We start from the raw sequence: 23,798 nt of genomic DNA, 5'->3' as shown, positions 1-23,798 counted from the left end.
GGGTCCGTCAGAAAATGAAGTCCAGCCCAACCCACACCGACACGAGGCCAAGCGCAAGCCCCCAGACACGCCACAGCAGGTCACATGCGCGGAAAACCTCCGGCGCGCCGATCTCTTGCCGGGCGTCACCATTGACCCAGGCCAGATCGCGCATCTGCCCGTCATAGCTGCGCGGCCCGGCCAGTGCCACGTTCAGCGCGCGCGCCATTGCGGCCTCGGGCCAGCCTGCGTTGGGCGAGATATGGCGACGCGCATCCGCCACCATCTCGGTCCAGCGCGCCCATTGACCGGACAGCGCCACGATCATCAGGAAGGTCAGCCGCGCCGGGATCAGGTTCAACACATCGTCCAGCCGCGCGGCGGCCCAGCCGAAGGCGCGGTAGGTTTCGGTGCGGTAGCCGATCATGCTGTCGGCGGTGTTGACGGCCTTGTAGATCAGCAGCCCCGGCAGACCCGCGACCAGAAACCAGAAGGCAGGGGCAATCACCCCGTCACTCAGGTTTTCGGCGGCACTTTCGATGGCGGACCGGGCGACCTGCGCCTCGGTCATGTCCCGCGTATCGCGTGAGACGATCATGGCCACCTGCGTCCGCCCCTCGGCCAGCGAGGTGCGTAGGCCGTCACCCACGGCGCGCACATGCTCGACCAGCGATTTCTGGGCCAACAGGATCGCGCAGATCACAAGCTCGGCGACGGGTCCCAGCAGTGCAAGAGCACGGCCCAGCAAGCAGGCGCCCAGCATCAGCAGCAGGACAACGGCAACCCCCTTGATCTGCCGGTGCGCGCCATGGTTCAGGCGCTTGTCCAGCCAGCCGATCACATTGCCGATCACCACCGCCGGGTGGCGGACACGCGACCACAGCCAGCCGGGCTCGCCCAATGCGGCGTCCAGACACAGCGCGCAGACCAGCACGAACGTAGTGCTCACAGGGCCGCCTCCAAGCGCGCCCAACCCTCTGCTGGCGGCAATCCAAGGCGCAGATAGGTGTCGGAATAGGGGAAAATGCGGTTCCAGATATGCGCCTGCGCCAGCCGGTCCTGCCACGCGGTAGCGTTGTCCACATCATAAAGGCGGAACAGGCTGGTACCGCCGACCAGTCGCGCACCCCTGGCCGTCACAAGCCGGTCCAATCGCGCGGCCTCGTCGACCAGACGCACGCGGGTTGCCTCGGCCCACGCGGTGTCGCGCAGCGCCTGCGCGCCGACCCGCAGGGCAGGGCCAGACACCGCCCATGGGCCGGTCAGGTCGTTCAGCCGTGCGATAAGATCCGGCTGGCCAATGGCAAAGCCCAGCCGGAGACCGGCCAGACCCCAGAATTTTCCGAAACTCTTCAGCACGATCACGCCGGGCCTTTCGGCGAGATGGATCAGAGAGGCTTCGGGCGCGATATCGCAGAAGCTTTCGTCGATCACAGTCAGCGGGGCATCGACGTCGGCCTCCTGCCAGATGTGCCCATCGGGGTTGTTGGGATGCACGATCACCCGCGCCTCGGCCGGACCATCGTCCTGCACCTGCCAGCCCTGAGCGGTAAAGGCTGCGGCGTGTTCATTATAGGTGGGCGTGGTGATCCGCACCCGGCCCACTGCCGCCAATGCGGGAATGCGCGCAATCACCGCCGATGCGCCGGGCGCGGGCAGGATATCGGCGCCGTCCGGCACGTTCCAAAAGCCGCGCGCGGCCTCGGACAGCCGCGTAAATGCGCCATGATCGGGCAGTTCCATCCAATCTGCGGGCTGCAGCCCGGACACCTTGTAGGGATGCGGGTTGATTCCGGTCGACAGGTCGATCCAATCAACCCGCGCCCCGCCATAGCGCGCCATAGCCCCGTCCAGCCCGCCGCCATGATCGCGCGCGGCCCGCGGGTTCAATCTGTCATCCTGTCCAACCATGTGCCCCTGCTGGAATCGCCGTGTTGCGCTGCTTCAAGCGGATTTTTGCCTCTCATACAAGCGAATCCGCCGGATAACGGCTCTGTGCGGCTGTCGTTAACACTTTGTTAAGGAAATCGCGTGATCACGGACTACGGGGGTCGGCACCACTCACCCATATCACGTGCCGAGGTTGTTGCAAATGAAAGTACTGATTGTTGAGAGTAACCCCGACCTTGGTCGGGTCTGGCAACGGCATCTGCAAAGGCAGGGTGCCGAAGTCACACTGGTCGAAACGCAAGAGGCCGCGATCCTGGCGCTCTATGGGACCGACTTTGAAATTATCGTGTTGGATCTGGTTCTGGAAACCGGCAGCGCGCTGGCAGTGGCGGATTTCGCCAGCTACCGTCGGCCTGACGCGCGGGTGATCTTTGTCACCAACACCACCTTCTTCTCGGACGGGTCCATCTTTGCCCACAGCGCCAATGCCTGCGCCTATGTGCAAAGCTCGACCCCGCCCGAGGATTTGGCGGCGATGGTCGAACATTACGCCGCCGGGCGCTGATCCCGCCCATGCGGTTCTGAATAATCCAGCACCGGGTTTGTCGGAATGATCCGGTGCGGATTGATGCTGTCATGGCTAAAGTGATAGTGGCGCACGATGTGGTTCATGTTCACCGTCCCCGCCACGCCGGGCCACTGATACAGCTCGCGTGTATAGGCCCAGAGGTTGGGGTAATCCACCAGCCGCCGCCGGTTGCATTTGAAATGCAGGTGATAGACCGGATCGAACCGGATCAGGGTGGTGAACAGCCGCCAGTCGGCCTCGGTGATGCGATCACCCATCAGGTAACGGTTATGGGCCAGACGATCCTCAAGCCAGTCCAGCGTGTCGAATAGCGGGCCAATGGCGGCGTCATAGGCCTCTTGCGAGGTGGCAAAACCGCATTTGTAGACGCCATTGTTGATGTCGGAATAAATGCGCGCGTTGACCTCTTCGATCTCATCGCGCATTGCCTCAGGCCAGTAATCGTCCGAATTGCCGGTGATCCCGTTGAAGGCCGAATTGAACATGCGGATGATTTCCGAGCTTTCGTTCGACACGATGGTCTTTTCCACCTTGTCCCACAGGATCGGCACGGTGACGCGGCCTGAATAGCCGGGGTCGGCCCGGGTATAAATCTGGTGGGCAAACTCCGACCCGAACAGCCGGTCCCCCGTCGCGCCATGGGCATCCGCCTCAAAGGTCCAGCCCTTGTCCAGCATATCAGGATGCACGACCGAGACCGCGATATGGTCGCTCAGACCCTTCAGCTCGCGGAAAATCAAAGTGCGATGCGCCCACGGGCAGGCGTGCGAGACATAGAGATGATAACGCCCGCTTTCCGCCTCAAACCCGCCACGCCCCGAGGGGCCGGGGGCACCATCGGCAGTGATCCAGTTGCGAAACTGCGCGGCCGAGCGTTTGAAGGCCCCGCCGGTGGATTTGGTGTCATACCAGGTGTCGTGCCAGACGCCGTGGACAAGCAGGCCCATCGTCATTCCTCCGCGTTGCGATTGCGTCAAAGATAGGCTGGGTTGTGCCGCCTGCCTATTTCAGCGCGCGCGCATCTGGTCTGCATGCGTGCACAGTGCTGAAGGTTATGTGACGCTGTTCACTGGATTTTTACACAACATCCGCCAGAATAGAGGGTGTTAAGGGGGGAAATTGATTATGAGTACCTATGTTTCCAAGGAAATTCGCGCCGAATTGGACGCCGCCCGAATCGCCACGTTGAAGAAATCCAGCCGTTTGCGGGTGGAGGTTGGCGACAATAGCTTTAAAATTCTCACATTGTGGAGGGATGGCTTCACCGTCGAGGCCGCGACCACGCCGCGCCTGCGTGGGCTGGTCGATATCTATGACGGGGCCAACCACATGTATCAGTGTCTGATTATTGCGGATGAGGAAGCGGTGGGTGAGATGCGCTATGAATTCAAGCGCAACACCGTCGCCGCCGACAAGGCGCCGCTGGATTTCTACCGCCCGCCGGATGCACCGATCGCGCTGCTCGAATCCCCCGACTGACGCGCGCAACGCTTGACCCATGATGCGAACGCCCCGCTGCGCCTTCGGCGTTCCGCAGGCATTGGTGTCGCAAGATTTTCAGGCACTGGACGGGGCGGTTCAGCCCGGGGCTGTCAGGGTCAGGTTCACGGGGGCCAGACCATCGATAGCCCCTTCGATTTGATCCCCCGCGACCACGGGTCCGACCCCGGCGGGCGTTCCGGTCAGGATCAGATCACCGGGGCGCAAATGATAGAAACCCGACAGATGGCAGATCAGTTCATCGATCTTCCAGACCTGCTCTGACAATGTGGCGTCCTGTGCAATCTGCCCATTGACGCTCAGACAGATGCGCTTGTCATCCGATGGGCCCCAGTCATCGGCGCGGGTCAGCGGAGCGAAGACCGCGCCGTTTTCCACATCCTTGCCCAGATCCCAGGGGCGCTGTTTGTTGCGTTCGCGGATCTGCAGGTCGCGGCGCGTCATGTCCAGCGCGCACCCATAGCCAAAAATCGCCGCGCGGGCCTCAGCGGCCGTGGCCTGAAAAACGGGCTTGCCGATGGCAACGGCCAGTTCCATTTCGTGATGATAATCCTCGGTGCCTGCCGGATAAGGCACTTGTGCCCCGGTCAAAACCGCGTTGGGCGCGGATTTGGTGAAGTAAAACGGTGTCTGGCGATCCACCTCATGCCCCATTTCGGCAGCGTGGGCAGCATAGTTGCGGCCCACGCAGAAAATCCGCCCGATCGGATAGGTCGCCTGCTCCCCTTGAACCGGGATGCCTGGGATGTCTGGAAGCGCGAAAAGATGGTTGGGCATGACGGGCCTCCGTTTGTTCCCAGACGTTTTTATTGCAAATCGCCAAAAGCGGCCTTTAAGCGCGCACAGGCTTCTTCCACCCGCGCGCGTTGCGTGGCCAGATTGAACCGCTCGAACGTCTCGCCGCCGGTGCCGAACCCGGGGCCCGAGGATGTCGCGATCCGCGCATCCTCGCGCAGACGGCGAACGAACTCATCGTGGCTCATCCCCGTGCCCGAAAAATCGACCCAGGCCAAATAGGTCGCCTGCAGCGGCATCGACCACAGGCCGGGAATCTCGGCGATGGTGGCATCGAACAGTTTCCGGTTCGCGTCCAGATGCGCGATCTGTGCGTCGACCCATTTCGCCCCTTCCGGGGAATAGGCGGCGGTGATCATCGCCACCCCCAAGGCGCTGGGGTCGTAATCCAGCGTCTGCAATCGGTGCTTCATCTCGGCCCGCAGCTTGGCGTCCGGAATGATCATGTTGCCGGTGCGCTGGCCCGCGATGTTGAAGGTCTTGGACGGGGCGCTCAAGGTCAGGGCCCATGGCCTTGAATCAGGCGCGGCCACATCCATTGGCACGAATGTGTTGCCCGAATAGATCAGGTCACTGTGAACCTCGTCCGATACAAGGATCAGCCCGTTTCGCTCGGCAAATGCCGCCACCGCGCGCAGCTCCTCCGGCGTCCACACCCGGCCCGAGGGGTTCTGCGGCGAGCACCACAGCAGCAATTTCTCGGACCCGTCCAGCCGCGACTGCGCATCCTCCAGATCCAGCCCATAGCTGTCGCCCTGCCGCACCAGCGGACATTCCACCACCCGGCGGCCCGATTTGTTCACCTTGTGCGCAAACTCATGATAGACGGGCGAGAAGATGACGACGCCATCGCCCGGCTCGCTCCAGACATCCAGACACAGGGCGATGGCGTTGCCCAACCCCTGCGAGGTCAGAATCCAGTCGGTGTCGATCTGCCAGTCATGCCGGGTCTTCATCCACCACTGGATCGCGCTCAGATAATCCGGGTGCATCCACGAATAGCCAAACGCGCCATGATCGGCGGCCGCGCGCACCGCTTCGATCACACAAGGTGCCGTGGCATAGTCGGAATCGGCCGTCCACATGGCCAGCCCATCCTCGGGCGAGACGCCATACAGACGCTCCATCTTGTCCCATTTCGAAGCATTGGTGCCCCGGCGGTCGATCATGTCATTGAAAGTCATGTCATCTCCATCTGTCGAGGCGAAAGCTAACCTCAATTCCGCCATGTGCAAGGGGGCCGTTGCGGTGGCGGGCGCGATGGCCTAAATCAGCCTCATGAAACGCAATATCCTGATCCATCCCGACCCCCGCCTGAAAAAGGTCTGCGCGCCGGTGGCCGACATCACCGACGATCTACGCAAACTGGCCGATGACATGCTGGAGACGATGTATGACGCGCCCGGCATTGGTCTTGCCGCGCCGCAGATCGGCGTGCTGGACCGGCTGATCGTGGTGGATTGCGTCAAGGAAGAGGGCGAAGCACCGCGCCCGTTGGTGATGTTCAACCCCGAGGTCATCGCCTCGTCGGACGAGACCAGCGTTTACGAGGAAGGCTGCCTGTCGATCCCCGACCAATATGCCGAGGTGACGCGCCCCAAGGTGGTGGATGTCACCTGGCTGGACCGCGACGGCAACCTGCAACAGGAAACCTTCGACGATCTCTGGGCCACCTGCGTTCAGCACGAGATCGACCATCTGAACGGCAAGCTGTTCATCGACTATCTCAAACCGCTCAAACGTCAGATGATCACCCGCAAGATGCAGAAGCTGAAACGCGAAAAGGCCCGCACATGAGCGTGCGCACTTGCCTGCCATGGCCTGACAAACGCCTGCGCACCAAGGCTGATGACGTCACCGAGATCACGGACGAAATCCGCGCCATCTGGGACGACATGATCGACACGATGGAGGCGATGCCCGGCGTCGGCCTTGCCGCGACCCAGATCGGGGTGATGCTGCGGCTGGCGGTTGTCGATGGCTCGACCCAGCGGGGCAAGGCGGTGCGTCTGGCCAACCCGGAAATCCTGCACGCCTCGGTCGAACTGCGCGAGCATGAAGAGGCTAGCCCGAACCTGCCCGGTGTGTCCGCCACGGTCAAACGCCCGCGCGCGGTGACGGTGAAATTCCTCAACGAACAGGGCCAGATTGACCGCCGCGATTTCGTCGGCATCGAGGCCACCAGCGTTCAGCATCAGATCGACCATCTGAACGGGCGGATGTATTTCGACCGGCTCAGCAAGGTCAAACGCGACATGTTGCTGCGCAAGGCGAAGAAGATGGGGTGAAACCCCATCCTACGGAGGGACGGATGCGTATCATCTTCATGGGAACACCCGATTTCTCGGTGCCGGTGCTGGATGCGCTGGTCCGTGCCGGGCACGAAATCGCCGCCGTCTATTGCCAGCCCCCACGCCCCGCCGGTCGCGGCAAGAAAGACCGCCCGACCCCGGTCCACGCCCGCGCCGAGGCGCTGGGTCTGGAGGTGCGCCATCCCACCTCGCTGAAATCCTCTGAAGAGCAGGACGGCTTTGCCGCGCTGAATGCCGATGTGGCGGTGGTCGTGGCCTATGGTCTGATCCTGCCACAACCCATTCTGGACGCGCCCGCCCATGGCTGCCTGAACATCCACGCCAGCCTGCTGCCACGCTGGCGCGGGGCCGCGCCGATCCATCGCGCGATCATGGCAGGCGACGCGCAGACCGGCATCTGCATCATGCAGATGGAGGCCGGGCTGGACACCGGCCCCGTTCTGCTGCGCGAAGCCACTGAAATCGGGATCGAGGAAACCACAGCCCAACTCTATGACCGCCTGTCAGACATGGGCGCGGCGCTGATCGTTGAAGCGCTGGCAAAACTGCCCGATTTGATCCCCGATCCGCAGCCAGAGGATGGCGTGACCTATGCCGCCAAGATCGACAAATCCGAAGCGCGCATCGACTGGTCAGCGCCCGCCGCCGAAGTCGACCGGAAAATTCGCGGCCTGTCCCCGTTCCCTGGCGCATGGACCGAGGTCGGGGGCGACCGGATCAAGCTGCTCGCCTCACGTCTGGCCGAAGGGCAGGGCACCCCGGGCGAGGTGCTGGACAACCATCTGCGCGTGGCCTGCGGCGACGGCGCTGTGGAACTGCTGCGCTTGCAACGGGCGGGCAAAGGCGCGCAGGATAGAGAAACCTTTCTGCGGGGCTGGCCCATCCCGGTCGGCACCCGCCTGTCATCGGAGTAAGCCATGTTCATGATCCTGATGGGCACCGTCGTGATCGCAGGGATCGTCGGTTATCTGTCGGAAAAGACCGGCTTTACCCATAACGGTTATCTGCAATCCATCATCATCTGCGTAGGCGGTGCCTTCCTGTTCTATTTCCTCCGCATCATGTTCGGCATCAGCTTTGGTCCGCCGGGTCTGGACGCGGTGCTGTCGTCCATCGGCGCGCTGATCATTGTGCCCACCCATTGGAGGAAATGACATGCCCATCGTCGTTCTGATCATCATTGGCGCCGCCGCAGGCTTCCTCGCCACCCGCTTGATGCGGATCGAGGCCGACATCCCAACCACCATGCTGATCGGCATCGTCGGCGCTCTGATCGGCGGGCTGATCCTGCGCATGCTTGTCACGGTGATGGGCTGGCTGTCGGGCTTTGTCGGGGCGGTGCTGGGGGCGCTGTTGGTGATCTGGCTCTGGCAGACCTACTTCCGCCGCTGAACGCTTGACCATCCCCCGGTCTGCGACCAGTGTCCCGGGAAAACACTTTCGAAAGGTCTCTCATGCCGTACGATCTGACCACGGGTGACGTCGCCCTGATGGGGGTCCCTCTGGACCTGCATTCTTCGTTCCTGCAAGGCCCCGCTTTCGCCCCGGGCCGCATCCGCGAGGCGTTGCATTCCGGTGCCGCCAACCTGACCGCCGAGGATGGCACCGATCTGGGCGCGACCGAGCGTTTCAAGGATACCGGCGATCTGGATGTGTTCGAGATGATGGGGCAAGAACCCATCGACCGGATCGAGGCAGGCGCCGCCGCCCGGATCGAAACCGGCGCGCGGGTCCTGTCGCTGGGCGGCGATCACTCGGTTGCCTATCCGCTGATCAAGGCCCATGCCGACCGGTATGGGGGGCTGAACATCCTGCATATCGACAGCCACCCCGACCTCTATGACAGCCAGCAGATCGGCCCGCTGGGCCATGGCTGCCCGTTTGCGCGGGTGATGGAGACCGGCAAGATCAACCGCCTGGTGCAGGTCGGTATCCGCACCATGAACGCGCATCAGCAGGAACAGGCCGACAAGTTCGGGGTCGAGGTGATCGACATGCGCAACTGGCGCCCCGATCTGGAGATCAGCTTTGACGGTCCGGTTTACCTGTCGCTGGACCTCGACGCGCTGGATCCGGCCTTTGCCCCCGGCGTCTCGCATCACGAACCCGGCGGGCTGAGCACGCGAGAGGTGATCGACCTGATCCACCGGTTCAAGGGCCAACTGGTCGGCGCGGATATTGTCGAGCTGAACCCCCACCGCGACCCCTATGGCATGACCGCAATGGTGGCGGCGAAATTCGTCAAGGAAATCGGCGCGCGGCTGCTCAGCCGTTAACGTGCGTCGCAGATCGCAGCGGCCCCAAGTCCGGGGGCCGCGCGTGTCGTCATGCCGAACCGGTTGGCTTCGGATGCGGTCATCCAGTGCATCTCGTCTTCCGAGGCAACATCCAGCGTGAACCAATAGAACGCGGGGTCGACGCCGATATCCTCGAAATAGTCGAGGTATCGGTGATGCTCATGATGATCTTCGGGCAGCTCTGCCGCGATATACCCGCCGCCGCCCCAACTGTGGACACCGACGCAGGCACCGGGCTCCAGCACGCGCCGTTTGCCGGCCAGAAACAGATCAGTCCCGCCCGAGGCCACCAGCCCGTCGGACGGCACCACCGTATCGAACCCTTCGTCCCGCACCACCCGGCTGAAGACCACATTGGCATAATCGTCCACCGAGCCTGAGATATTCTGCAGCACCAGCGTCCTGATATCAGGGTTATCAGCAATGGCCTGTTCAAACGCGCTGAGCGTTGTGTGGTCGATCGTGCCGCTCGCCACAATCCGATCACCCTCGGCGGTGAAGCGGACCGGGTTGTACGTGTCTGCACATGCCGCCAGCAGCGGTAATGCGGCGACCAGATAACGAAGCCGGGGGGTCACGGAAGCTGCCTCATTGCCGGGGTGGGCGGGCTTTGTAGACCGGCAATTGCCAGCCAAACAACAGCGACCCGGCCCGCAACGCCCAGCAGGTCAGCGCGCATAATCCCAGCGCGGGCAGGCCCGACAGCCCAAAGCGCGTCACCAACACCGCCATCAGCGCCCCGGCAAACGCGCACGAGACATAGAGTTGCCCCTGTTTCAGCACCAAAGGCACCTCGTTGCAGACCACATCGCGCATCAGCCCGCCCAGACACCCTGTGGTCACGCCCATCAACACCACGATGACGCCGGACTGGCCCAGTGCCAGCGCCGCGCCGGTGCCCGCCGCGACGGCGATGGACAGGGCGAAACTGTCCAGCCAGACCAGCCAGTTGTACCGGCTTTCCACTAGATGCGCGGTGAAGAACACCAGCACCGCCGCGCCGCAGGCGATCAGAATGTAATCGGGCTGGCCGATCCAGAACACCGGATGCCGGTTCAGCAGCAGGTCGCGCACGGTGCCGCCGCCAACCGCCGTCAGGCAGGCGATGAAGGCAAACCCCACCAGATCCAGCTGCGCCCGGCTGGCCACCAGCGCCCCGGTCAGCGCAAAGACCAGAACCGAGGCATAGTCCAGCAGGGCGAGCCCGTTCACGCCTGTTCCTTCTTGGGTTTGAACGGGGCCATGCCTGCGCGTGCCAACTCGTCGGCGCGTTCATTCTCGGGGTGACCCGCATGGCCCTTGACCCATTCCCAGGTCACCTGATGTCGCTCTTGCGCCGCATCCAGCCGCTGCCACAGATCGACATTCTTGACCGGTTTCTTGTTCGACGTCTTCCAGCCGTTCCGCTTCCAGCCGAAAATCCAGCCGGTGACACCGTTTTTCACATAGGCGCTGTCGGTGACGATGGTGATGGCCGAAGCGCGCTCCAGCGCCTCAAGCGCGTTAATCGCCGCCAGCAGTTCCATTCGGTTGTTGGTGGTCTCTGCCTCGCCACCCTTCAACTCGCGTTCCTTCAGAACAGTCTCACCCTCCATCGCGCGCAGCAGTACGCCCCAGCCGCCGGGGCCGGGATTGCCCGAGCAGGCGCCATCGGTATAGGCAAACAAATCAGGCATGGGCAAACACCAGAATGAACCCGTCATAGGACCCCGCCAGACCCTTGCCCATGCCCTTCACGGTACGGTCGACGGTGAACCCGGCAGTGGCCAGGGCTTCCGCGATCTCGGTTTCGGAATAATAGGTATAGTAGCGGTCCAGATCGTCGCGATGCTCGCCCGTGCCCAGTTTCATGCCCAGAAATAACGGGCCGCCGGGTTTCAGGGCCCTGTGGATCGCAGCCAGATGACGGGGGAAATCGGTGCGTGGGGCGTGCAGCAGCGAGAAGCTGGCATAGACCCCGTCATATTCTGCCACCTCGGTGACATCATCGAAACTGCCCAGATGCGCATCCACGCCGTTTTCACGCGCGTGTTCGACAAAGGCGGGCGTGGCGTCCAGCGCCCGCACCGTCAGCCCTTGCCGCATCAGAAACGCGCTGTCCGATCCGGGACCCGAGCCCAGATCCAGCACATGGCCCGTGCCGACGGCATCGGCAAAGGCCTGCCGCGCCTGCAACTGCTCGGGCGGCAGCGGAATTCTCAGATAGTCCGCGACCCGTGCCGTATAGGCGTTGATCGTGCGTTCATCACTCACAGGTATACTCCCACCGCAAGACAGGCCAGCACGACGGCGGTCAGCAGGATGCGCAGCCGCATCCACCAGACCGGGGTCAGCCGCCAATATGAGAACATGGCGTCCAGCAAAAGCAACCCGGCAAAGCCATAGATCAGGTTCATGCCCGCCGCAACCGGCCCGCCGCCGGTCATGAAAAATGCCCACAACGCGGGCAACACCGACAATGCGTAGCAGGTCGTCGCCTTGCTGCCCGAGGTCTTGGTGGCAAAGCCCCACAACACGCCGGACATGAAGCTCAGAATGACCGAGCCATAGAACAGCTGGATATACAGCCCCACGAACCGCGACCCCAGCGCCTGTCGGCCCCAGTCGTTCAGATCACCGCTCAGATAGGTCAGCGCGCCCCAGACAAACGGGATCAGCCCCGCCAGCCCAAGAAACAGCGGCGCGCGGGGGATGCCGCTCATGCCGGTTGCCGCAACACGCGGGGCACCTTGAACTCGACATTTTCGACGGCGGTCTCGACCAGTTCGACCGTCACGTCATAGCGGTCGCGGAAGGCGTCGATCACCTCGTTCACCAGCACTTCGGGCGCCGAGGCCCCAGCGCTGAGCGCGATGCTGGAGATCCCCTCCAGCGCGCGCCAGTCGATCTCGGTGGCGCGCTGTACCAGCTGCGCATAGGTGCAGCCCGCGCGCGACGCCACTTCGACCAGACGGCGCGAGTTTGACGAGTTCGGTGCGCCCACCACCAGCAGCGCATCGGATTTCGGTGCGACCGCCTTCACCGCCTCTTGCCGGTTGGTGGTGGCATAGCAGATGTCTTCCTTATGCGGGCTGACGATAGCCGGGAACCGGGCCTGAAGCGCTGCAATGATATCCTTGGTGTCATCGACCGACAGGGTGGTCTGGGTGACAAAGGCCAGCTTCTCGGGGTTGCGCACGGCGACCTGCGCCACATCCTCGACCGTTTCGACCAACAGCACCTCACCTTCGGGCAGTTGCCCCATGGTGCCGATGGTTTCGGGATGCCCCTTGTGGCCGATCATGATCATCTGCAGGCCCTGATCGGCATGGCGCTGTGCCTCGACATGCACCTTGGACACCAGCGGGCAGGTGGCGTCGACATAGATCATCTCGCGCTGGGCTGCCGCCGCAGGCACCGATTTCGGCACCCCATGCGCCGAGAAAATGACAGGCCGGTCATCGGGGCATTCGTCCAGTTCCTCGACAAACACCGCACCCTTGGCGCGCAGCCCGTCGACGACGAATTTGTTGTGCACGATCTCATGGCGCACATAGACCGGCGCGCCCCATTTCTGCAGCGCCATTTCGACGATCTTGATGGCGCGGTCGACACCGGCGCAGAACCCGCGCGGGGCGGCCAGATAAAGTGTCAGCGGTGGCTTGGTCATTGGGCGATCTCCTGGACCGAACACCTAGGTCTTTTCATCGCCATGGTCCAGACAGCAGAGCGTCATTTCCCTGACATGAATCGCTGCTAGCAAAGGGGCGTTTTCAGCACCTATCCCTTTAAAATAAGTGCGGCCAGGGCTTCTGGCCCTGGCCGCACATAGTCTTGTCCCCATGGGTGTGTGAGTGGTGGGGCTTGTTGGTCTTCAGTGTCCGCCGGCAGCCGCAACGCTGCGCGGCTCGGACGGCATTTCACGCGGAGGGCGGCCGATCACGTCGCGCAGGTCCTCCAGCTCGATGAAATTGTCGGCCTGGCGGCGCAGCTCGTCCGAGATCATCGGCGGCTGGCTGCGGATGGTCGAGACGACCGAAACGCGCACGCCCTGACGCTGCAGGCTGGCAATCAGCGGGCGGAAATCCCCATCGCCCGAAAACAGCACGATATGATCGACGCGCGGCGCCAGTTCCATGGCATCGACAGTCAGTTCAATATCCATGTTTCCTTTGACTTTCCGACGCCCCATGCTGTCGGTGTATTCCTTGGCCGGTTTGGTGACCATGGTGAAGCCGTTGTAATGCAGCCAGTCCACCAGCGGTCGGATCGGGGAATACTCGTCATTTTCCAGTAGCGCTGTGTAGTAGAAAGCTCTAAGCAGTTTGCCTCTGCGCATGAATTCCTGACGCAGCAACTTGTAGTCTATGTCAAACCCCAGTGCTTTGGCGGCTGCATAAAGATTCGAGCCGTCGATGAACAGCGCTAGCCGTTCGTCCTTGTAAAACATAAAAATGGTCCTTCCGGTATAAGCCACCACACCGTTTGATCCGTGAGTGTAAAGTAATTGGTCAGTGCAATGGTGAACTTAAAATAGGTCTTTTTGCCTATATCGCAAGCATTCTCTGTATGGAATATGGGGTTAAAAGTGGTCAAATCCTTGTCAAATGCCGTCATCGCGCTGGGCGCAAATCTCAGTCTGAGAGATAATGGACCCAAGGTGACACTTCAGCAGTCGCTGACGGCGATGGCGGGTGCGGGTCTGGTGATTCGCGCCACCAGCCGGTTTTTCGCCACCCCCTGCTTTCCGGCGGGGGCAGGGCCGGATTACGTCAATGCCGCGGCTTTGATCGAGACGGACCGCACGCCGCAGCAGGTGCTGGCGCTGTTGCACCGCATCGAACATGAATTTGGCCGCGCCCGCGAACAGCGCTGGGGCATGCGCACGCTCGACCTTGATCTGGTCTGCTGGGGCGACCGGGTTTTGCCGGATCGTGCGGAATACGACCGCTGGCTGACCTTGCCGCCCGAGGATCAGGTCAAATCCGCGCCCGATCAGCTGATTCTGCCGCATCCCCGCCTGCAGGACCGCGCTTTTGTGCTGGTTCCGATGGCCGATGTCGCCCCCGATTGGCATCATCCGGTGCTGGGGCGGACGGTGGCGCAGATGGTTGCCGCGCTGCCGCCCGGGGATGTGGCCGGGGTTGCGCCGCTGTGATCCTCGCATTTGCGGCATTTCCTGCTTGTCAAGGCGGGGATTCGCGCTTAGATAAACTCCTTCCTGCCACGGATTCATTTACGGAGAGCGCCCCATGGCCCGCGTTACGGTCGAAGATTGTGTAGACAAGGTCCCGAACCGGTTCGAACTGGTGATGCTTGCAGCCCACCGGGCGCGCGAGATTTCCGCTGGTTCCGCGATCACCGTTGACCGCGATAACGACAAGAACCCTGTCGTGTCGCTGCGCGAAATTGCGGACGAGATGCAAAGCGCGGACGACCTGCGCGAACGCCTGATCGAAGCCAACCAGACCCAGATCGAGGTTGACGAGCCTGAAGAAGATCAGATGGCGCTGCTGATGGGTGCGGAATCCGACAAACCGGCGGATGACGACATGTCCGAAGAAAAGCTCCTGCGCGCGCTGATGGAGGCTCAGGGCCAGGGGTAAGCCCCAAGACGAAGGTGCGGACCGGATGATTTCTGCAGAAGACCTGATTGCGCTGGTCCGCAATTACAATCCCAAGACAAATGCTGAACGCATCGCCCGGGCCTATGAGTTCGGCCAGCAGATGCACGACGGGCAGTTCCGCCATTCCGGCGAGCCCTATTTTTCGCACCCCGTTGCCGTTGCCGCCATCCTGACCGAACAGCGTCTGGATGATGCCACCATAATCACCGCCCTGCTGCACGACACGATTGAGGACACCAAAGCCAATTACGGCAAGGTATCCGAACTGTTCGGGGATGAAGTCGCCAAGCTGGTCGATGGCGTCACCAAGCTGACCAACCTGCAACTGTCCAGCCGCGAGACCAAGCAGGCCGAAAACTTCCGCAAGCTGTTCATGGCCATGTCCAAGGACCTGCGGGTTATCCTCGTCAAACTGGCCGACCGTCTGCACAACATGCGTACCATCAAGGCGATGCGCCCCGAAAAGCAGGTGCAGAAGGCGCGCGAAACGATGGATATCTACGCGCCGCTTGCGGGCCGCATGGGGATGCAGTGGATGCGCGAGGAGCTGGAGGATCTTGCCTTCCGCGTCCTCAACCCCGAAGGCCGCCAGTCGATCATCCGGCGTTTCATCACGCTGCAACGTGAAACCGGCGACGTGATCCACCGCATCACCGGCGACATGCGGCACGAGCTGGAAAAGGCCGGGATCGAGGCCGAGGTCTTCGGCCGCGCCAAGAAACCCTATTCGATCTGGCGCAAGATGCAGGAAAAGGATCAGGGCTTTTCGCGCCTCTCCGACATTTACGGCTTCCGCATCATCACAAGGACCGAGGAAGACTGCTATCGCACCCTCGGCGCGATCCACCAGCGCTGGCGCGCGGTGCCGGGACGGTTCAAGGATTATATCAGCCAGCCGAAATCGAACGGCTACCGCTCGATCCACACAACGGTGTCGGGCCGTGACGGCAAGCGGGTCGAGGTTCAGATCCGCACCCGTCAGATGCACGACGTGGCCGAAACCGGCGTGGCGGCGCACTGGTCGTATCGCGACGGTGTCCGGTCCGAGAACCCCTTCGCCGTCGACCCGGCCAAGTGGATTTCCAATCTCACCGAACAGTTCGACAGTGAAGAGGATCACGAGGATTTCCTCGAAGCCGTCAAGCTCGAGATGTATTCGGACCAGGTGTTCTGCTTCACCCCCAAGGGCGACGTGGTGAAACTGCCGCGCGGGGCAACACCGATCGACTTTGCCTATGCCATCCACACCCGCATCGGCCACTCCTGCGTCGGGGCCAAGGTTGACGGCATTCGCGTGCCTCTCTGGACACGGCTGAAAAACGGGCAATCGGTCGACATCATCGCCGCCGATGGCCAGACGCCGCAGGTGACGTGGCTGGAAATTGCGGTCACCGGCAAGGCCCGCACCGCCATCCGCCGCGCGCTGCGCGAGGTCGACCGCGAGCGGTTCATCAAGCTGGGCAAGGAACTGGCCCGCGCCGGGTTCGAGAATCTGGGCCGCAAATCCACCGACAAGGCGCTGGATACCGCCGCCAAACACCTGCGCCTGAAGGACCGCCACGAATTGCTGGCCCGTCTGGGCAGCGCCGAGCTGACCGCCCATGAGGTGGTCGAGGCCGTCTATCCCGAGCTGACCAAAGATGACGGCGACGCCATCTCGCCCCGCCGCGCGGTGATCGGGCTTGAACCGGGGCAGAAATTTGAACGCGCGCCCTGCTGTCAGCCGCTGCCGGGCGAACGCATCGTCGGCATCACCTATCGCGGCAAGGGCGTGGTGGTGCATGCCATCGATTGCGACCGTCTGACCGATTACGAAAATGAACCGGACCGCTGGGTCGACCTGCACTGGCAGGCAGGCACGCACCCTGCCGTCTACGGGGCGACGCTTGATCTGACCATCGGCAATGATGCCGGGGTGCTGGGGCGTATTTGCACATTGATCGGCGAGAAAAAGGCCAATATCTCGAACCTTGAATTCGTTGACCGCAAACCGGATTTTTACCGCCTGATGATCAATGTCGAGCTGCGCGACCTTGAACAGTTGCATTCGCTGATGCTGATGCTTGAGGCGGAAAGCGATGTGGCAGCGGTTGAACGGTACCGGGAAAGCGCGAAACCCGCTGTCGCGGCTGGCTGAGAAGGGGTGATCACGAGTGGTTTTCAAGCGCCGAGATCGCCGCTCAGCCGTTCAGATCGCGTCAGAGTTCGTCTATCCGCGCGGCGGCTGGACCCGCGCCTTTCACTACGTCAAACACCGGGTGCGCCGCCTGCCTGACAGCCCCGAACGCATCGCGCGCGGCATCGGGGCAGGGGTGTTCGCCTCGTTCACGCCTTTCTATGGGCTGCATTTCGTGGTTGCCGCCGTGCTGGCGCGCCTGCTGAACGGCAATATTCTGGCCGCGCTCAGCGGTACGTTCTTCGGCAACCCGCTGACCTATGTGCCGATCGGCGTGGTCAGCCTGCAGACCGGGCATTTCCTGCTGGGCACCAAGTTCCGCAAGGATGATACCGACGGGCTGATGGGCAAGTTTGCCGACGCGATGGGCGATCTCAAGGACAATTGCATCGCCATGTTCACCGACCGTCAGGCCGACTGGCACGGGCTCAGCCGGTTTTATGACGATGTGTTCTTTCCCTATATGGTGGGCGGCGTCATCCCCGGCATCGTGGCGGGGGTGATCTGCAGCTATCTCAGCCTGCCGCTGATCCGCACCTACCAACAACGCCGCCGCGCCCGGATCAAGGCGAAGTTCGAACAAATCAAACGCCTGGCACAGGCAGAGGCTGACGTTCCCCCGACAAAACCACTAGGCTCGGCCTCAGGGACAATGAAGGATTCGAAAGATGTCTGACAACCGTTTGCGTCTGGGTGTGAATATCGACCACGTGGCCACCGTGCGGAATGCGCGCGGCGGCGCCTATCCCGACCCGCTGCGCGCCGCCCGGATCGCGGAAGAGGCCGGGGCCGATGGCATCACCGCGCATCTGCGCGAAGACCGCCGTCACATCTCGGATGCCGATATCGACGGGCTGATGGAGATCCTGTCGGTGCCGCTGAACTTTGAAATGGCCGCGACGGACGAGATGCAGAAAATCGCCCTGCGCCACAAGCCGCACGCCGTCTGCATCGTCCCCGAAAAGCGCGAAGAGCGTACCACCGAAGGCGGGCTCGAGGTCGCGCGCGAAGAAAACAAGCTGGCCCATTTCATCGCGCCCCTGCGCGAGGCGGGCTGCCGCGTGTCGATCTTCATCGCCGCCGACCAGCGCCAGATCGACGCCGCCCATCGCATCGGTGCCGAGGTGATCGAACTGCACACCGGCGCCTATTGCGACTTCCACGCCGAGGGCAAACCGGACGATGCCGCGCGTGAGCTGGAAGCCCTGCGCGAGATGTCCGCCTATGCCCATTCGCTGGGGCTCGAGGTGCACGCGGGCCACGGCCTGACCTACGACACCGTGCAGCCTGTGGCCGCCTTCCCCGAGGTGCGCGAGCTGAATATCGGCCATTTCCTGATTGGTGAGTCCATCTTCCGCGGCCTCACCCCGGCAGTCCACGAAATGCGCCGCCTGATGGACGAGGCGCGGGCATGATCACCACGGGTTTTGTGGCAATCTGGCTCGCCTGGCTGATGGCCGGCGGCTCTCCGGGACCTGCCACCATGGGCATCGCCGGAACCGCCATGAACGAAGGCCGCACCGCCGGTCTGGCCTTTGCGCTGGGCATCTGCGCCGGATCCGCCGCGTGGGGCATTGCCGCCGCGCTGGGTTTGTCGGCGATCATGCTGGCCAATGTCTGGGTGTTCGAGGTGATCCGCTATATCGGTGTCGCCTATCTGGGCTGGCTGGCCTTCAAGGCCCTGCGCCGCGCCTTTTCCTCGGATGAGGTGGCGCTGGGCAACCCGGTTACCGGTTCACTGAACACTATCTTTGCCAAAGGGGCGGCGATCCACCTGACCAACCCCAAGGCGATCCTCAGCTGGGGCTCGATCTACGCCATCGTCGCGCCAAGCGACGCCAGCCTGTCGACGCTGCTGGGCTATTTCGCCATGCTCTATACGGGCTCTCTGCTGATCTTCATCGGTTACGCCTTCCTGTTCTCGTCCGCACGCATGGTCAACGCCTATCGCCGCGCCCGCCGCTGGTTCGATTTCGCCTTTGCCGGGTTCTTCGGTGTCGCCAGCTACAAAATCCTCACGGTGAGGGTGTCATGAAAGCAATCACCTATCGCAGTTTTGGCGCGGCAACGGACGTCCTCGACCTGATCGACCTGCCCACACCAGACCCCGCCCCGGGCGAGGTGCTGGTACGCGTCCACGCCAGCGGCATCAACCCCTCTGACGTCAAGCTGCGCGGCGGCGCACGTCCCGGTGCGGTGATGCAATATCCGATGGTCATCCCCCATTCCGACGGGGCCGGGGTGATCGAGGTGGTTGGCGAAGGTGTCGATCCCACACGCGTGGGTCAACGTGTCTGGATCTGGAACGGCCAGTGGCAACGCGCCTTTGGCACGGGGGCGGAATACATCGCCTTACCCGCTGAACAGGCCGTCCGTCTGCCCGACAGCACCAGCTTCGCCGAGGGTGCCTGCTTTGGCATCCCCGCGATGACCGCGTGGTACGCGCTCTACCGTGACGGGCCGATCGCCGACCAGACCGTGCTGGTCACCGGCGGTGCGGGCACAGTCGGGCGCTATGCCTGCCAGATGGCCGCGCTGGGTGGCGCGCGGGTGATCACCACCGTCAGTTCCGACGCAAAAGCCGCCCATTCCGGCGCGTCAGAGTGGATCAACTACCGCACGCAGGACGTGACACAGGCGGTGATGGAAATGACCAATGGCGCAGGCGTCGACCGCATAGTCGAGGTCGATTTCGCCGCCAACCAAGCCGCATCCCTGTCGCTGATCCGCCCCGGCGGCACTATCGCCAGCTATGCCTCGGCCTCGCAAATGACGCCCGAACTGGATTTCTACGGCTTCATGTTCAAGAACATCCGCCTGCATATGCTGATTGTCTACCAACTCGACGCCGCCGCCCGCCGCCGCGGCGAGGCGCAACTGTCCGCATGGCTGGAGCAAGGCGCGCTGTCTCACACCATCGTCTCCGGCGGAGGGCTCAGCGACGCCGCGACCGCCCACCAGATGGTCGAGGCCGGGCAAAAGCTGGGTACAGTGGTGCTAGAGGTTTGACTCTACTGACCAGTCGGCAAGGCTAGGAACCAATCTGCCACTCTGTCTGGCCAATCGCTCTGGCGACCATGACCATGGGGCCCAAGCGACAGAACAACTGATCCTGCCGCGCAGTCAGTCCATCGTTTCTCCCAATTGCCGCCATTGATTTGGACGGCATTCGCCATCTGGCCGCAGCCATTTGTTTGGGTCAGAATGCCGACGGATTTCATGACGCTTCCCTGTTCGAATTGGTAACCACCAAAGACAACCTCACGCCCTTCTAGCGGAACGGTACGATCAGCATAGCCGTGGCTGTGGTGTACATGCACGGGGCCGCTGCAGCGCCGCCACATCGGTTCCCAAAATGCACCGGATGCCGAGGCATAAGCCATTGCAAAGCTGTGATTGGTGCAGGCCTTGTCCCACACCAGCGAACCGCCGCGCGAGTATCCTGCCAGCAATATCCGGCGCGGATCAAGGTTGAAGCGCGCAATTGCATCCTCTTTGATTTTCTGCAGAGCGGCCAGATCATCGCGCGGCCACCGATGCCCGTCATGGACGCCCCAGTCCAGGGCCTTTGGATTGCCAACATCGATCTGCCCATTGGGCGCAATGAATACGACCCCTTTGCGGGTAAACGCATCGACCAAGTCCGTACGATTGACGGCCGCATTGGCAGTGGCGGCATAACCATGCAAATAAATGATACTTGGTGCGTTTTCGGGCACTTCGGGCAAGACGACGCGATAGGTCAAATCATCGATCTGGCAGGGATCGGCCTCAGAACCACAGATTTGCGGATCGGCCAGCAAAGGAGAAGTTGAAATCAAAGCAGATCCCAATGAGGAAATGAGTGCCAATCGCAACATGATACGCTCCGCCAGAATACCCGAAATTATCAGAGTGTAGCACATGACATGCGATCTGCTTGCCATTGACCCTTTTATAAAGTTGATTGGCCCCACATCAGACTTGGGAAACGCATGATCCTCGGCATCGGCACCGACCTCGCAAATATCGACCGCATTCAGGGCACGCTCGATCGCTTCGGCGACCGGTTCCGCAATCGTGTCTTCACCGAAACCGAACAGCGCAAGGCCGAACGCCGCGCTGACACGGCGGGCACCTACGCCAAGCGCTGGGCCGCGAAAGAGGCGTGTTCCAAGGCGCTGGGCACCGGCCTGCGCATGGGTATCGCGTGGAAGGATATGGCGGTGACCAACCTGCGCACAGGACAGCCCGTCATGCATGTCACCGGCTGGGCTGCCGAGCGTCTGCGCGAAATGACCCCCGAGGGCCACGAGGCGATCATCCACGTCACACTTACCGATGACCACCCCTGGGCGCAGGCCTTTGTGGTGATCGAGGCGCGCCCGCTTCAAGAACCCGCCACACAGCCTTGACTTGCCCCCAACCGACCCGCATGTAGCACCCCAACAACGCAAGGACCGGAGAGCAGCATGGCCGAGGAAGCCAAATCAGGAAACGCCGTCTGGGAGACGATCAAAACCATCGTCTACGCCCTGCTGATCGCGGGCGTTTTCCGCACCCTGTTCTTTCAGCCGTTCTGGATCCCCTCGGGTTCGATGAAGCAGACCCTGCTGATCGGCGATTTCCTGTTCGTCAACAAGATGGCCTATGGCTATTCCTACGCCTCGTGTCCCAGCCTGATCATCCCCAGCTTCGGCCTGAACATCGACGCCGAGGATATCTGCGGCTGGATGCAGGGCGACGGCGACACCCGCATCCTGGGCGGTGAGCCTGAACGCGGCGATGTCATCGTCTTCCGCCACCCGGTCACGGGCCGCGACTATATCAAGCGCCTGATCGGTATGCCGGGCGACCGGATTCAAGTCCGTCAGGGTCAGATCATTCTGAACGGTACGCCAGTGCCTCAGCAACCCGATGGAGTGTTCACCGAGATCGCTGAACCGCAAGGCCCGCAACGCCTGCGCCCGCGCTGCGAAAACGGCCCCGTCGGGATCGGCGGCACCTGTGAAAAGACCCGCCTGATCGAAACCCTGCCCAATGGCGTGTCCTATGACGTGCTCAATATCGGCAATCAGGGCTCGGACAATACCGGCGTCTATACAGTGCCCGAGGGCCACTATTTCTTCATGGGCGACAACCGCGACAACTCGGCCGACAGTCGTCTGCCGCAATCTGCCGGCGGCGTGGGCTTTGTGCCCTACGAAAACCTGATCGGGCGCGCTGACCGGATCATGTTCTCTTCCGCGGGTCGGTCGATGCTGTTCTTCTGGACCTGGCGCAGTGATCGTTTCTTCAAGGCGGTCAATTGAAGCTATCGTCTGAGATAAAGGCGTTCCAGCAGCGGTTGGGGTATGAATTCTCCAACCCCGAACTGCTGCTGCGCGCGCTGACGCACGGCTCGGTCTCATCGCCCACGCGGCCCGACAATCAGCGGCTCGAGTTTCTGGGCGACCGGGTGCTGGGCCTTGTCATGGCCACCGCGCTGCTCGAGGCTGACAAGAAAGCCTCCGAAGGCCAACTCGCCCCCCGCTTCAACGCGCTGGTCCGCAAAGAGGCCTGCGCCGATGTGGCCCGGCAGATCGACCTTGGCGCGGTGCTGAAACTGGGCCGGTCTGAGATGCTGTCTGGCGGGCGCCGCAAACAGGCCCTGTTGGGTGACGCGATGGAGGCGGTGATTGCCGCCATCTACCGCGATGCCGGGTTCGAGGCCGCCAGCGCCGTCATCCTGGCCCTTTGGGGTGACCGCATCCACAAGGTCGAGGCCGACGCACGCGACGCCAAAACCGCGCTGCAGGAATGGGCGCAGGCCCGCGGCCAGAAACCACCCAGCTATGTCGAGGTCAAACGCAGCGGCCCCGACCACGCCCCCGTGTTTACCATCGCCGCCCGCCTGCAGAACGGGACCGAGGCGCAGGCCACCGCAGGCTCCAAGCGTCAGGCCGAACAGGCGGCAGCCAAGGCCCTGCTGGACCGGCTGTCTTGACGCCGCCCGCGGTCCGAGGTTCCCGATGACGATCAGACCGGTGCGCCGGTCGGACGCGGCCAGCCTGGCGGCCCTGTCGATCGAAGTCTGGGTCGGAACCTATCTGCGGCAGGGCGTGAATGCCTTTTTTGCCGACTACGTTCTGTCAGAATTCACCAGATCCCGGTTCGAAGCCTTGATCGCCGATTCCGACCAATATCTAGTGGTGTCCGAAAACACAGACGGGATCGACGGCTTTCTGCGCCTGACCCGGGGCAGCCCGGCCCCGATCACCGGCCTGTCCGGGCTCGAGATCTCCACGCTTTACATCCAACCGCGCCACCATGGCAAAGGTATCGGCAAGGCCCTGTTGCAGATCGCCAGAGAGCATTGCCGAACACACGGCGAGCCCTCCGTCTGGCTGACCACAAATTCCGAAAACACGCCAGCGATCCGGTTTTACCTTTCTCAAGGTTTCAGGCAGGTCGGGGTCACCGAATTTCGCATTCAGAATCAGTCCTACCCGAACCACGTCCTGTCGCTGACGGTAAACACGTCATCCCAATAGCGGCATCAAACCGGATCCACACTTCATCTGGCCAAAAATAACTCGGGGGTGAGCCCGGATAATATCCGGGCGAGGGGGCTGGCCCCCTCCCGGTCGGATTGGCGCAGCCAATCCGATCCTCGTACTACCCGCGGGCGCATCA

The 23,798-nt window shown here is 62.5% G+C and carries 32 protein-coding genes; 19 read left to right on the top strand and 13 right to left on the bottom strand.

Features of this window, described 5'->3' with window-relative positions:
• Positions 1-7 precede the first annotated feature (7 nt).
• Positions 8-928 (bottom strand): adenosylcobinamide-phosphate synthase CbiB, encoded by a 921-nt coding sequence (cbiB, locus tag ACR3E4_RS05125; protein ID WP_480534710.1) that lies wholly within the window; start codon positions 926-928, stop codon positions 8-10.
• The gene (locus tag ACR3E4_RS05120; RefSeq protein WP_480534712.1) at positions 925-1,890 is read right to left on the bottom strand and encodes a threonine-phosphate decarboxylase; all 966 of its coding nucleotides are present in this window, start codon (positions 1,888-1,890) and stop codon (positions 925-927) included. Before ACR3E4_RS05120 ends, cbiB begins: the two co-directional genes overlap by 4 nt.
• Before the next feature lie 181 nt (positions 1,891-2,071).
• Here ACR3E4_RS05120 and ACR3E4_RS05115 point away from each other — a divergent pair, with 181 nt between their 5' ends.
• A complete protein-coding gene (locus ACR3E4_RS05115) occupies positions 2,072-2,434 on the top strand; it encodes a response regulator transcription factor (protein WP_480534714.1) in 363 nt (120 codons plus the stop codon).
• Here ACR3E4_RS05115 and ACR3E4_RS05110 read toward each other — a convergent pair.
• Positions 2,416-3,405, bottom strand: coding sequence for a glutathione S-transferase family protein (locus ACR3E4_RS05110; RefSeq protein ID WP_480534716.1), 990 nt, complete (start codon positions 3,403-3,405; stop codon positions 2,416-2,418). The genes ACR3E4_RS05115 and ACR3E4_RS05110 overlap by 19 nt on opposite strands.
• Positions 3,406-3,583: 178 nt before the next feature.
• On the opposite strand from ACR3E4_RS05110, the gene ACR3E4_RS05105 reads away from it, so the two are divergent.
• Positions 3,584-3,937 (top strand): hypothetical protein, encoded by a 354-nt coding sequence (locus tag ACR3E4_RS05105; protein ID WP_480534718.1) that lies wholly within the window; start codon positions 3,584-3,586, stop codon positions 3,935-3,937.
• A 99-nt stretch (positions 3,938-4,036) separates the two neighbouring features.
• On the opposite strand, the gene ACR3E4_RS05100 is transcribed toward ACR3E4_RS05105, so the two are convergent.
• Together ACR3E4_RS05100 and ACR3E4_RS05095 are read right to left on the bottom strand one after the other, a co-directional pair.
• The gene (locus ACR3E4_RS05100) at positions 4,037-4,735 is read right to left on the bottom strand and encodes a fumarylacetoacetate hydrolase family protein (protein ID WP_480534720.1); all 699 of its coding nucleotides are present in this window, start codon (positions 4,733-4,735) and stop codon (positions 4,037-4,039) included.
• Between the two features lie 29 nt (positions 4,736-4,764).
• Positions 4,765-5,937: a MalY/PatB family protein gene (locus ACR3E4_RS05095; protein WP_480534722.1), complete on the bottom strand. Its 1,173-nt coding sequence runs from the start codon at positions 5,935-5,937 to the stop codon at positions 4,765-4,767.
• A 94-nt stretch (positions 5,938-6,031) separates the two neighbouring features.
• Between ACR3E4_RS05095 and def (ACR3E4_RS05090) the strand changes: the two genes are divergently transcribed.
• The 6 genes from def (ACR3E4_RS05090) (at position 6,032) to speB (ending at position 9,341) form a co-directional block, all read left to right on the top strand.
• The gene (def, locus tag ACR3E4_RS05090) at positions 6,032-6,550 is read left to right on the top strand and encodes a peptide deformylase (RefSeq protein WP_480534724.1); all 519 of its coding nucleotides are present in this window, start codon (positions 6,032-6,034) and stop codon (positions 6,548-6,550) included.
• Positions 6,547-7,041, top strand: coding sequence for a peptide deformylase (gene def / locus ACR3E4_RS05085; RefSeq protein ID WP_480534726.1), 495 nt, complete (start codon positions 6,547-6,549; stop codon positions 7,039-7,041). The genes def (ACR3E4_RS05090) and def (ACR3E4_RS05085) overlap by 4 nt, the downstream gene beginning before the upstream one ends.
• 23 nt (positions 7,042-7,064) lie before the next feature.
• The gene (gene fmt, locus ACR3E4_RS05080) at positions 7,065-7,979 is read left to right on the top strand and encodes a methionyl-tRNA formyltransferase (RefSeq protein WP_480534728.1); all 915 of its coding nucleotides are present in this window, start codon (positions 7,065-7,067) and stop codon (positions 7,977-7,979) included.
• A gap of 3 nt (positions 7,980-7,982) precedes the next feature.
• Complete coding sequence (locus ACR3E4_RS05075; RefSeq protein WP_170781080.1) at positions 7,983-8,219, top strand: hypothetical protein; 237 nt, start codon at positions 7,983-7,985, stop codon at positions 8,217-8,219.
• Between the two features lies 1 nt (position 8,220).
• Positions 8,221-8,457, top strand: a complete 237-nt coding sequence (locus ACR3E4_RS05070; RefSeq protein WP_480534730.1) for a GlsB/YeaQ/YmgE family stress response membrane protein — start codon at positions 8,221-8,223, stop codon at positions 8,455-8,457.
• Positions 8,458-8,519: 62 nt separating this feature from the next.
• The gene (gene speB, locus ACR3E4_RS05065; RefSeq protein ID WP_480534732.1) at positions 8,520-9,341 is read left to right on the top strand and encodes an agmatinase; all 822 of its coding nucleotides are present in this window, start codon (positions 8,520-8,522) and stop codon (positions 9,339-9,341) included.
• On the opposite strand, the gene ACR3E4_RS05060 is transcribed toward speB, so the two are convergent.
• The 7 genes from ACR3E4_RS05060 to ACR3E4_RS05030 all read right to left on the bottom strand — a co-directional run bounded on the left by ACR3E4_RS05060 (position 9,338) and on the right by ACR3E4_RS05030 (position 13,791).
• Positions 9,338-9,940, bottom strand: coding sequence for a COG3904 family protein (locus ACR3E4_RS05060; protein ID WP_480534734.1), 603 nt, complete (start codon positions 9,938-9,940; stop codon positions 9,338-9,340). The two genes, speB and ACR3E4_RS05060, sit on opposite strands and share 4 nt — an antisense overlap.
• Before the next feature lie 10 nt (positions 9,941-9,950).
• Complete coding sequence (locus ACR3E4_RS05055; RefSeq protein WP_480534736.1) at positions 9,951-10,574, bottom strand: trimeric intracellular cation channel family protein; 624 nt, start codon at positions 10,572-10,574, stop codon at positions 9,951-9,953.
• Positions 10,571-11,038, bottom strand: coding sequence for a ribonuclease HI (rnhA, locus tag ACR3E4_RS05050; protein WP_480534738.1), 468 nt, complete (start codon positions 11,036-11,038; stop codon positions 10,571-10,573). Before rnhA ends, ACR3E4_RS05055 begins: the two co-directional genes overlap by 4 nt.
• On the bottom strand, positions 11,031-11,615 hold the full coding sequence (locus ACR3E4_RS05045; protein WP_480534740.1) for a class I SAM-dependent methyltransferase: 585 nt from the start codon (positions 11,613-11,615) through the stop codon (positions 11,031-11,033). Before ACR3E4_RS05045 ends, rnhA begins: the two co-directional genes overlap by 8 nt.
• Positions 11,612-12,064, bottom strand: a complete 453-nt coding sequence (locus ACR3E4_RS05040) for a DUF3429 domain-containing protein (RefSeq protein ID WP_480534742.1) — start codon at positions 12,062-12,064, stop codon at positions 11,612-11,614. Before ACR3E4_RS05040 ends, ACR3E4_RS05045 begins: the two co-directional genes overlap by 4 nt.
• The gene (gene ispH / locus ACR3E4_RS05035) at positions 12,061-13,011 is read right to left on the bottom strand and encodes a 4-hydroxy-3-methylbut-2-enyl diphosphate reductase (protein WP_480534744.1); all 951 of its coding nucleotides are present in this window, start codon (positions 13,009-13,011) and stop codon (positions 12,061-12,063) included. The genes ACR3E4_RS05040 and ispH overlap by 4 nt, the downstream gene beginning before the upstream one ends.
• 204 nt (positions 13,012-13,215) lie before the next feature.
• Positions 13,216-13,791: a LabA-like NYN domain-containing protein gene (locus tag ACR3E4_RS05030; protein ID WP_298388428.1), complete on the bottom strand. Its 576-nt coding sequence runs from the start codon at positions 13,789-13,791 to the stop codon at positions 13,216-13,218.
• A gap of 126 nt (positions 13,792-13,917) precedes the next feature.
• Here ACR3E4_RS05030 and folK point away from each other — a divergent pair, with 126 nt between their 5' ends.
• The 7 genes from folK (at position 13,918) to ACR3E4_RS04995 (ending at position 20,153) form a co-directional block, all read left to right on the top strand.
• Complete coding sequence (gene folK, locus ACR3E4_RS05025; protein ID WP_480534747.1) at positions 13,918-14,499, top strand: 2-amino-4-hydroxy-6-hydroxymethyldihydropteridine diphosphokinase; 582 nt, start codon at positions 13,918-13,920, stop codon at positions 14,497-14,499.
• A gap of 94 nt (positions 14,500-14,593) precedes the next feature.
• Positions 14,594-14,947: a DNA-directed RNA polymerase subunit omega gene (gene rpoZ, locus ACR3E4_RS05020; RefSeq protein WP_480534749.1), complete on the top strand. Its 354-nt coding sequence runs from the start codon at positions 14,594-14,596 to the stop codon at positions 14,945-14,947.
• Positions 14,948-14,972: 25 nt separating this feature from the next.
• Positions 14,973-17,105 (top strand): RelA/SpoT family protein, encoded by a 2,133-nt coding sequence (locus ACR3E4_RS05015; protein WP_480534751.1) that lies wholly within the window; start codon positions 14,973-14,975, stop codon positions 17,103-17,105.
• Between the two features lie 16 nt (positions 17,106-17,121).
• Positions 17,122-17,820, top strand: coding sequence for a DUF2062 domain-containing protein (locus ACR3E4_RS05010; protein ID WP_480534752.1), 699 nt, complete (start codon positions 17,122-17,124; stop codon positions 17,818-17,820).
• Complete coding sequence (locus ACR3E4_RS05005) at positions 17,813-18,559, top strand: pyridoxine 5'-phosphate synthase (protein ID WP_480534753.1); 747 nt, start codon at positions 17,813-17,815, stop codon at positions 18,557-18,559. The genes ACR3E4_RS05010 and ACR3E4_RS05005 overlap by 8 nt, the downstream gene beginning before the upstream one ends.
• Positions 18,556-19,179, top strand: a complete 624-nt coding sequence (locus tag ACR3E4_RS05000; RefSeq protein ID WP_480534755.1) for a LysE family translocator — start codon at positions 18,556-18,558, stop codon at positions 19,177-19,179. The genes ACR3E4_RS05005 and ACR3E4_RS05000 overlap by 4 nt, the downstream gene beginning before the upstream one ends.
• Positions 19,176-20,153, top strand: coding sequence for an NADPH:quinone reductase (locus ACR3E4_RS04995; RefSeq protein ID WP_480534757.1), 978 nt, complete (start codon positions 19,176-19,178; stop codon positions 20,151-20,153). The genes ACR3E4_RS05000 and ACR3E4_RS04995 overlap by 4 nt, the downstream gene beginning before the upstream one ends.
• 2 nt (positions 20,154-20,155) lie before the next feature.
• Here the strand turns inward: ACR3E4_RS04995 and ACR3E4_RS04990 are convergent, their stop codons facing one another.
• A complete protein-coding gene (locus ACR3E4_RS04990) occupies positions 20,156-21,070 on the bottom strand; it encodes a CE1 family esterase (RefSeq protein ID WP_480534759.1) in 915 nt (304 codons plus the stop codon).
• 48 nt (positions 21,071-21,118) lie between these two features.
• Here ACR3E4_RS04990 and acpS point away from each other — a divergent pair, with 48 nt between their 5' ends.
• Genes acpS through ACR3E4_RS04970 form a run of 4 tightly spaced genes read left to right on the top strand, consistent with a single transcriptional unit; the run spans position 21,119 to position 23,656 of the window.
• The gene (acpS, locus tag ACR3E4_RS04985; RefSeq protein ID WP_480534761.1) at positions 21,119-21,538 is read left to right on the top strand and encodes a holo-ACP synthase; all 420 of its coding nucleotides are present in this window, start codon (positions 21,119-21,121) and stop codon (positions 21,536-21,538) included.
• Positions 21,539-21,595: 57 nt separating this feature from the next.
• A complete protein-coding gene (gene lepB, locus ACR3E4_RS04980) occupies positions 21,596-22,435 on the top strand; it encodes a signal peptidase I (protein ID WP_480534763.1) in 840 nt (279 codons plus the stop codon).
• Entirely contained in the window at positions 22,432-23,109 is a 678-nt protein-coding gene (gene rnc, locus ACR3E4_RS04975) for a ribonuclease III (RefSeq protein ID WP_480534765.1), read from the top strand. The genes lepB and rnc overlap by 4 nt, the downstream gene beginning before the upstream one ends.
• A gap of 25 nt (positions 23,110-23,134) precedes the next feature.
• Positions 23,135-23,656, top strand: a complete 522-nt coding sequence (locus ACR3E4_RS04970; protein WP_480534767.1) for an N-acetyltransferase family protein — start codon at positions 23,135-23,137, stop codon at positions 23,654-23,656.
• Positions 23,657-23,798 lie beyond the last annotated feature (142 nt).

The organism is Ruegeria sp. AP11, assembly GCF_056535865.1.
Note: the sequence above shows the minus strand (reverse complement) of the source record. Positions and strands in the feature narration are given on the sequence as shown.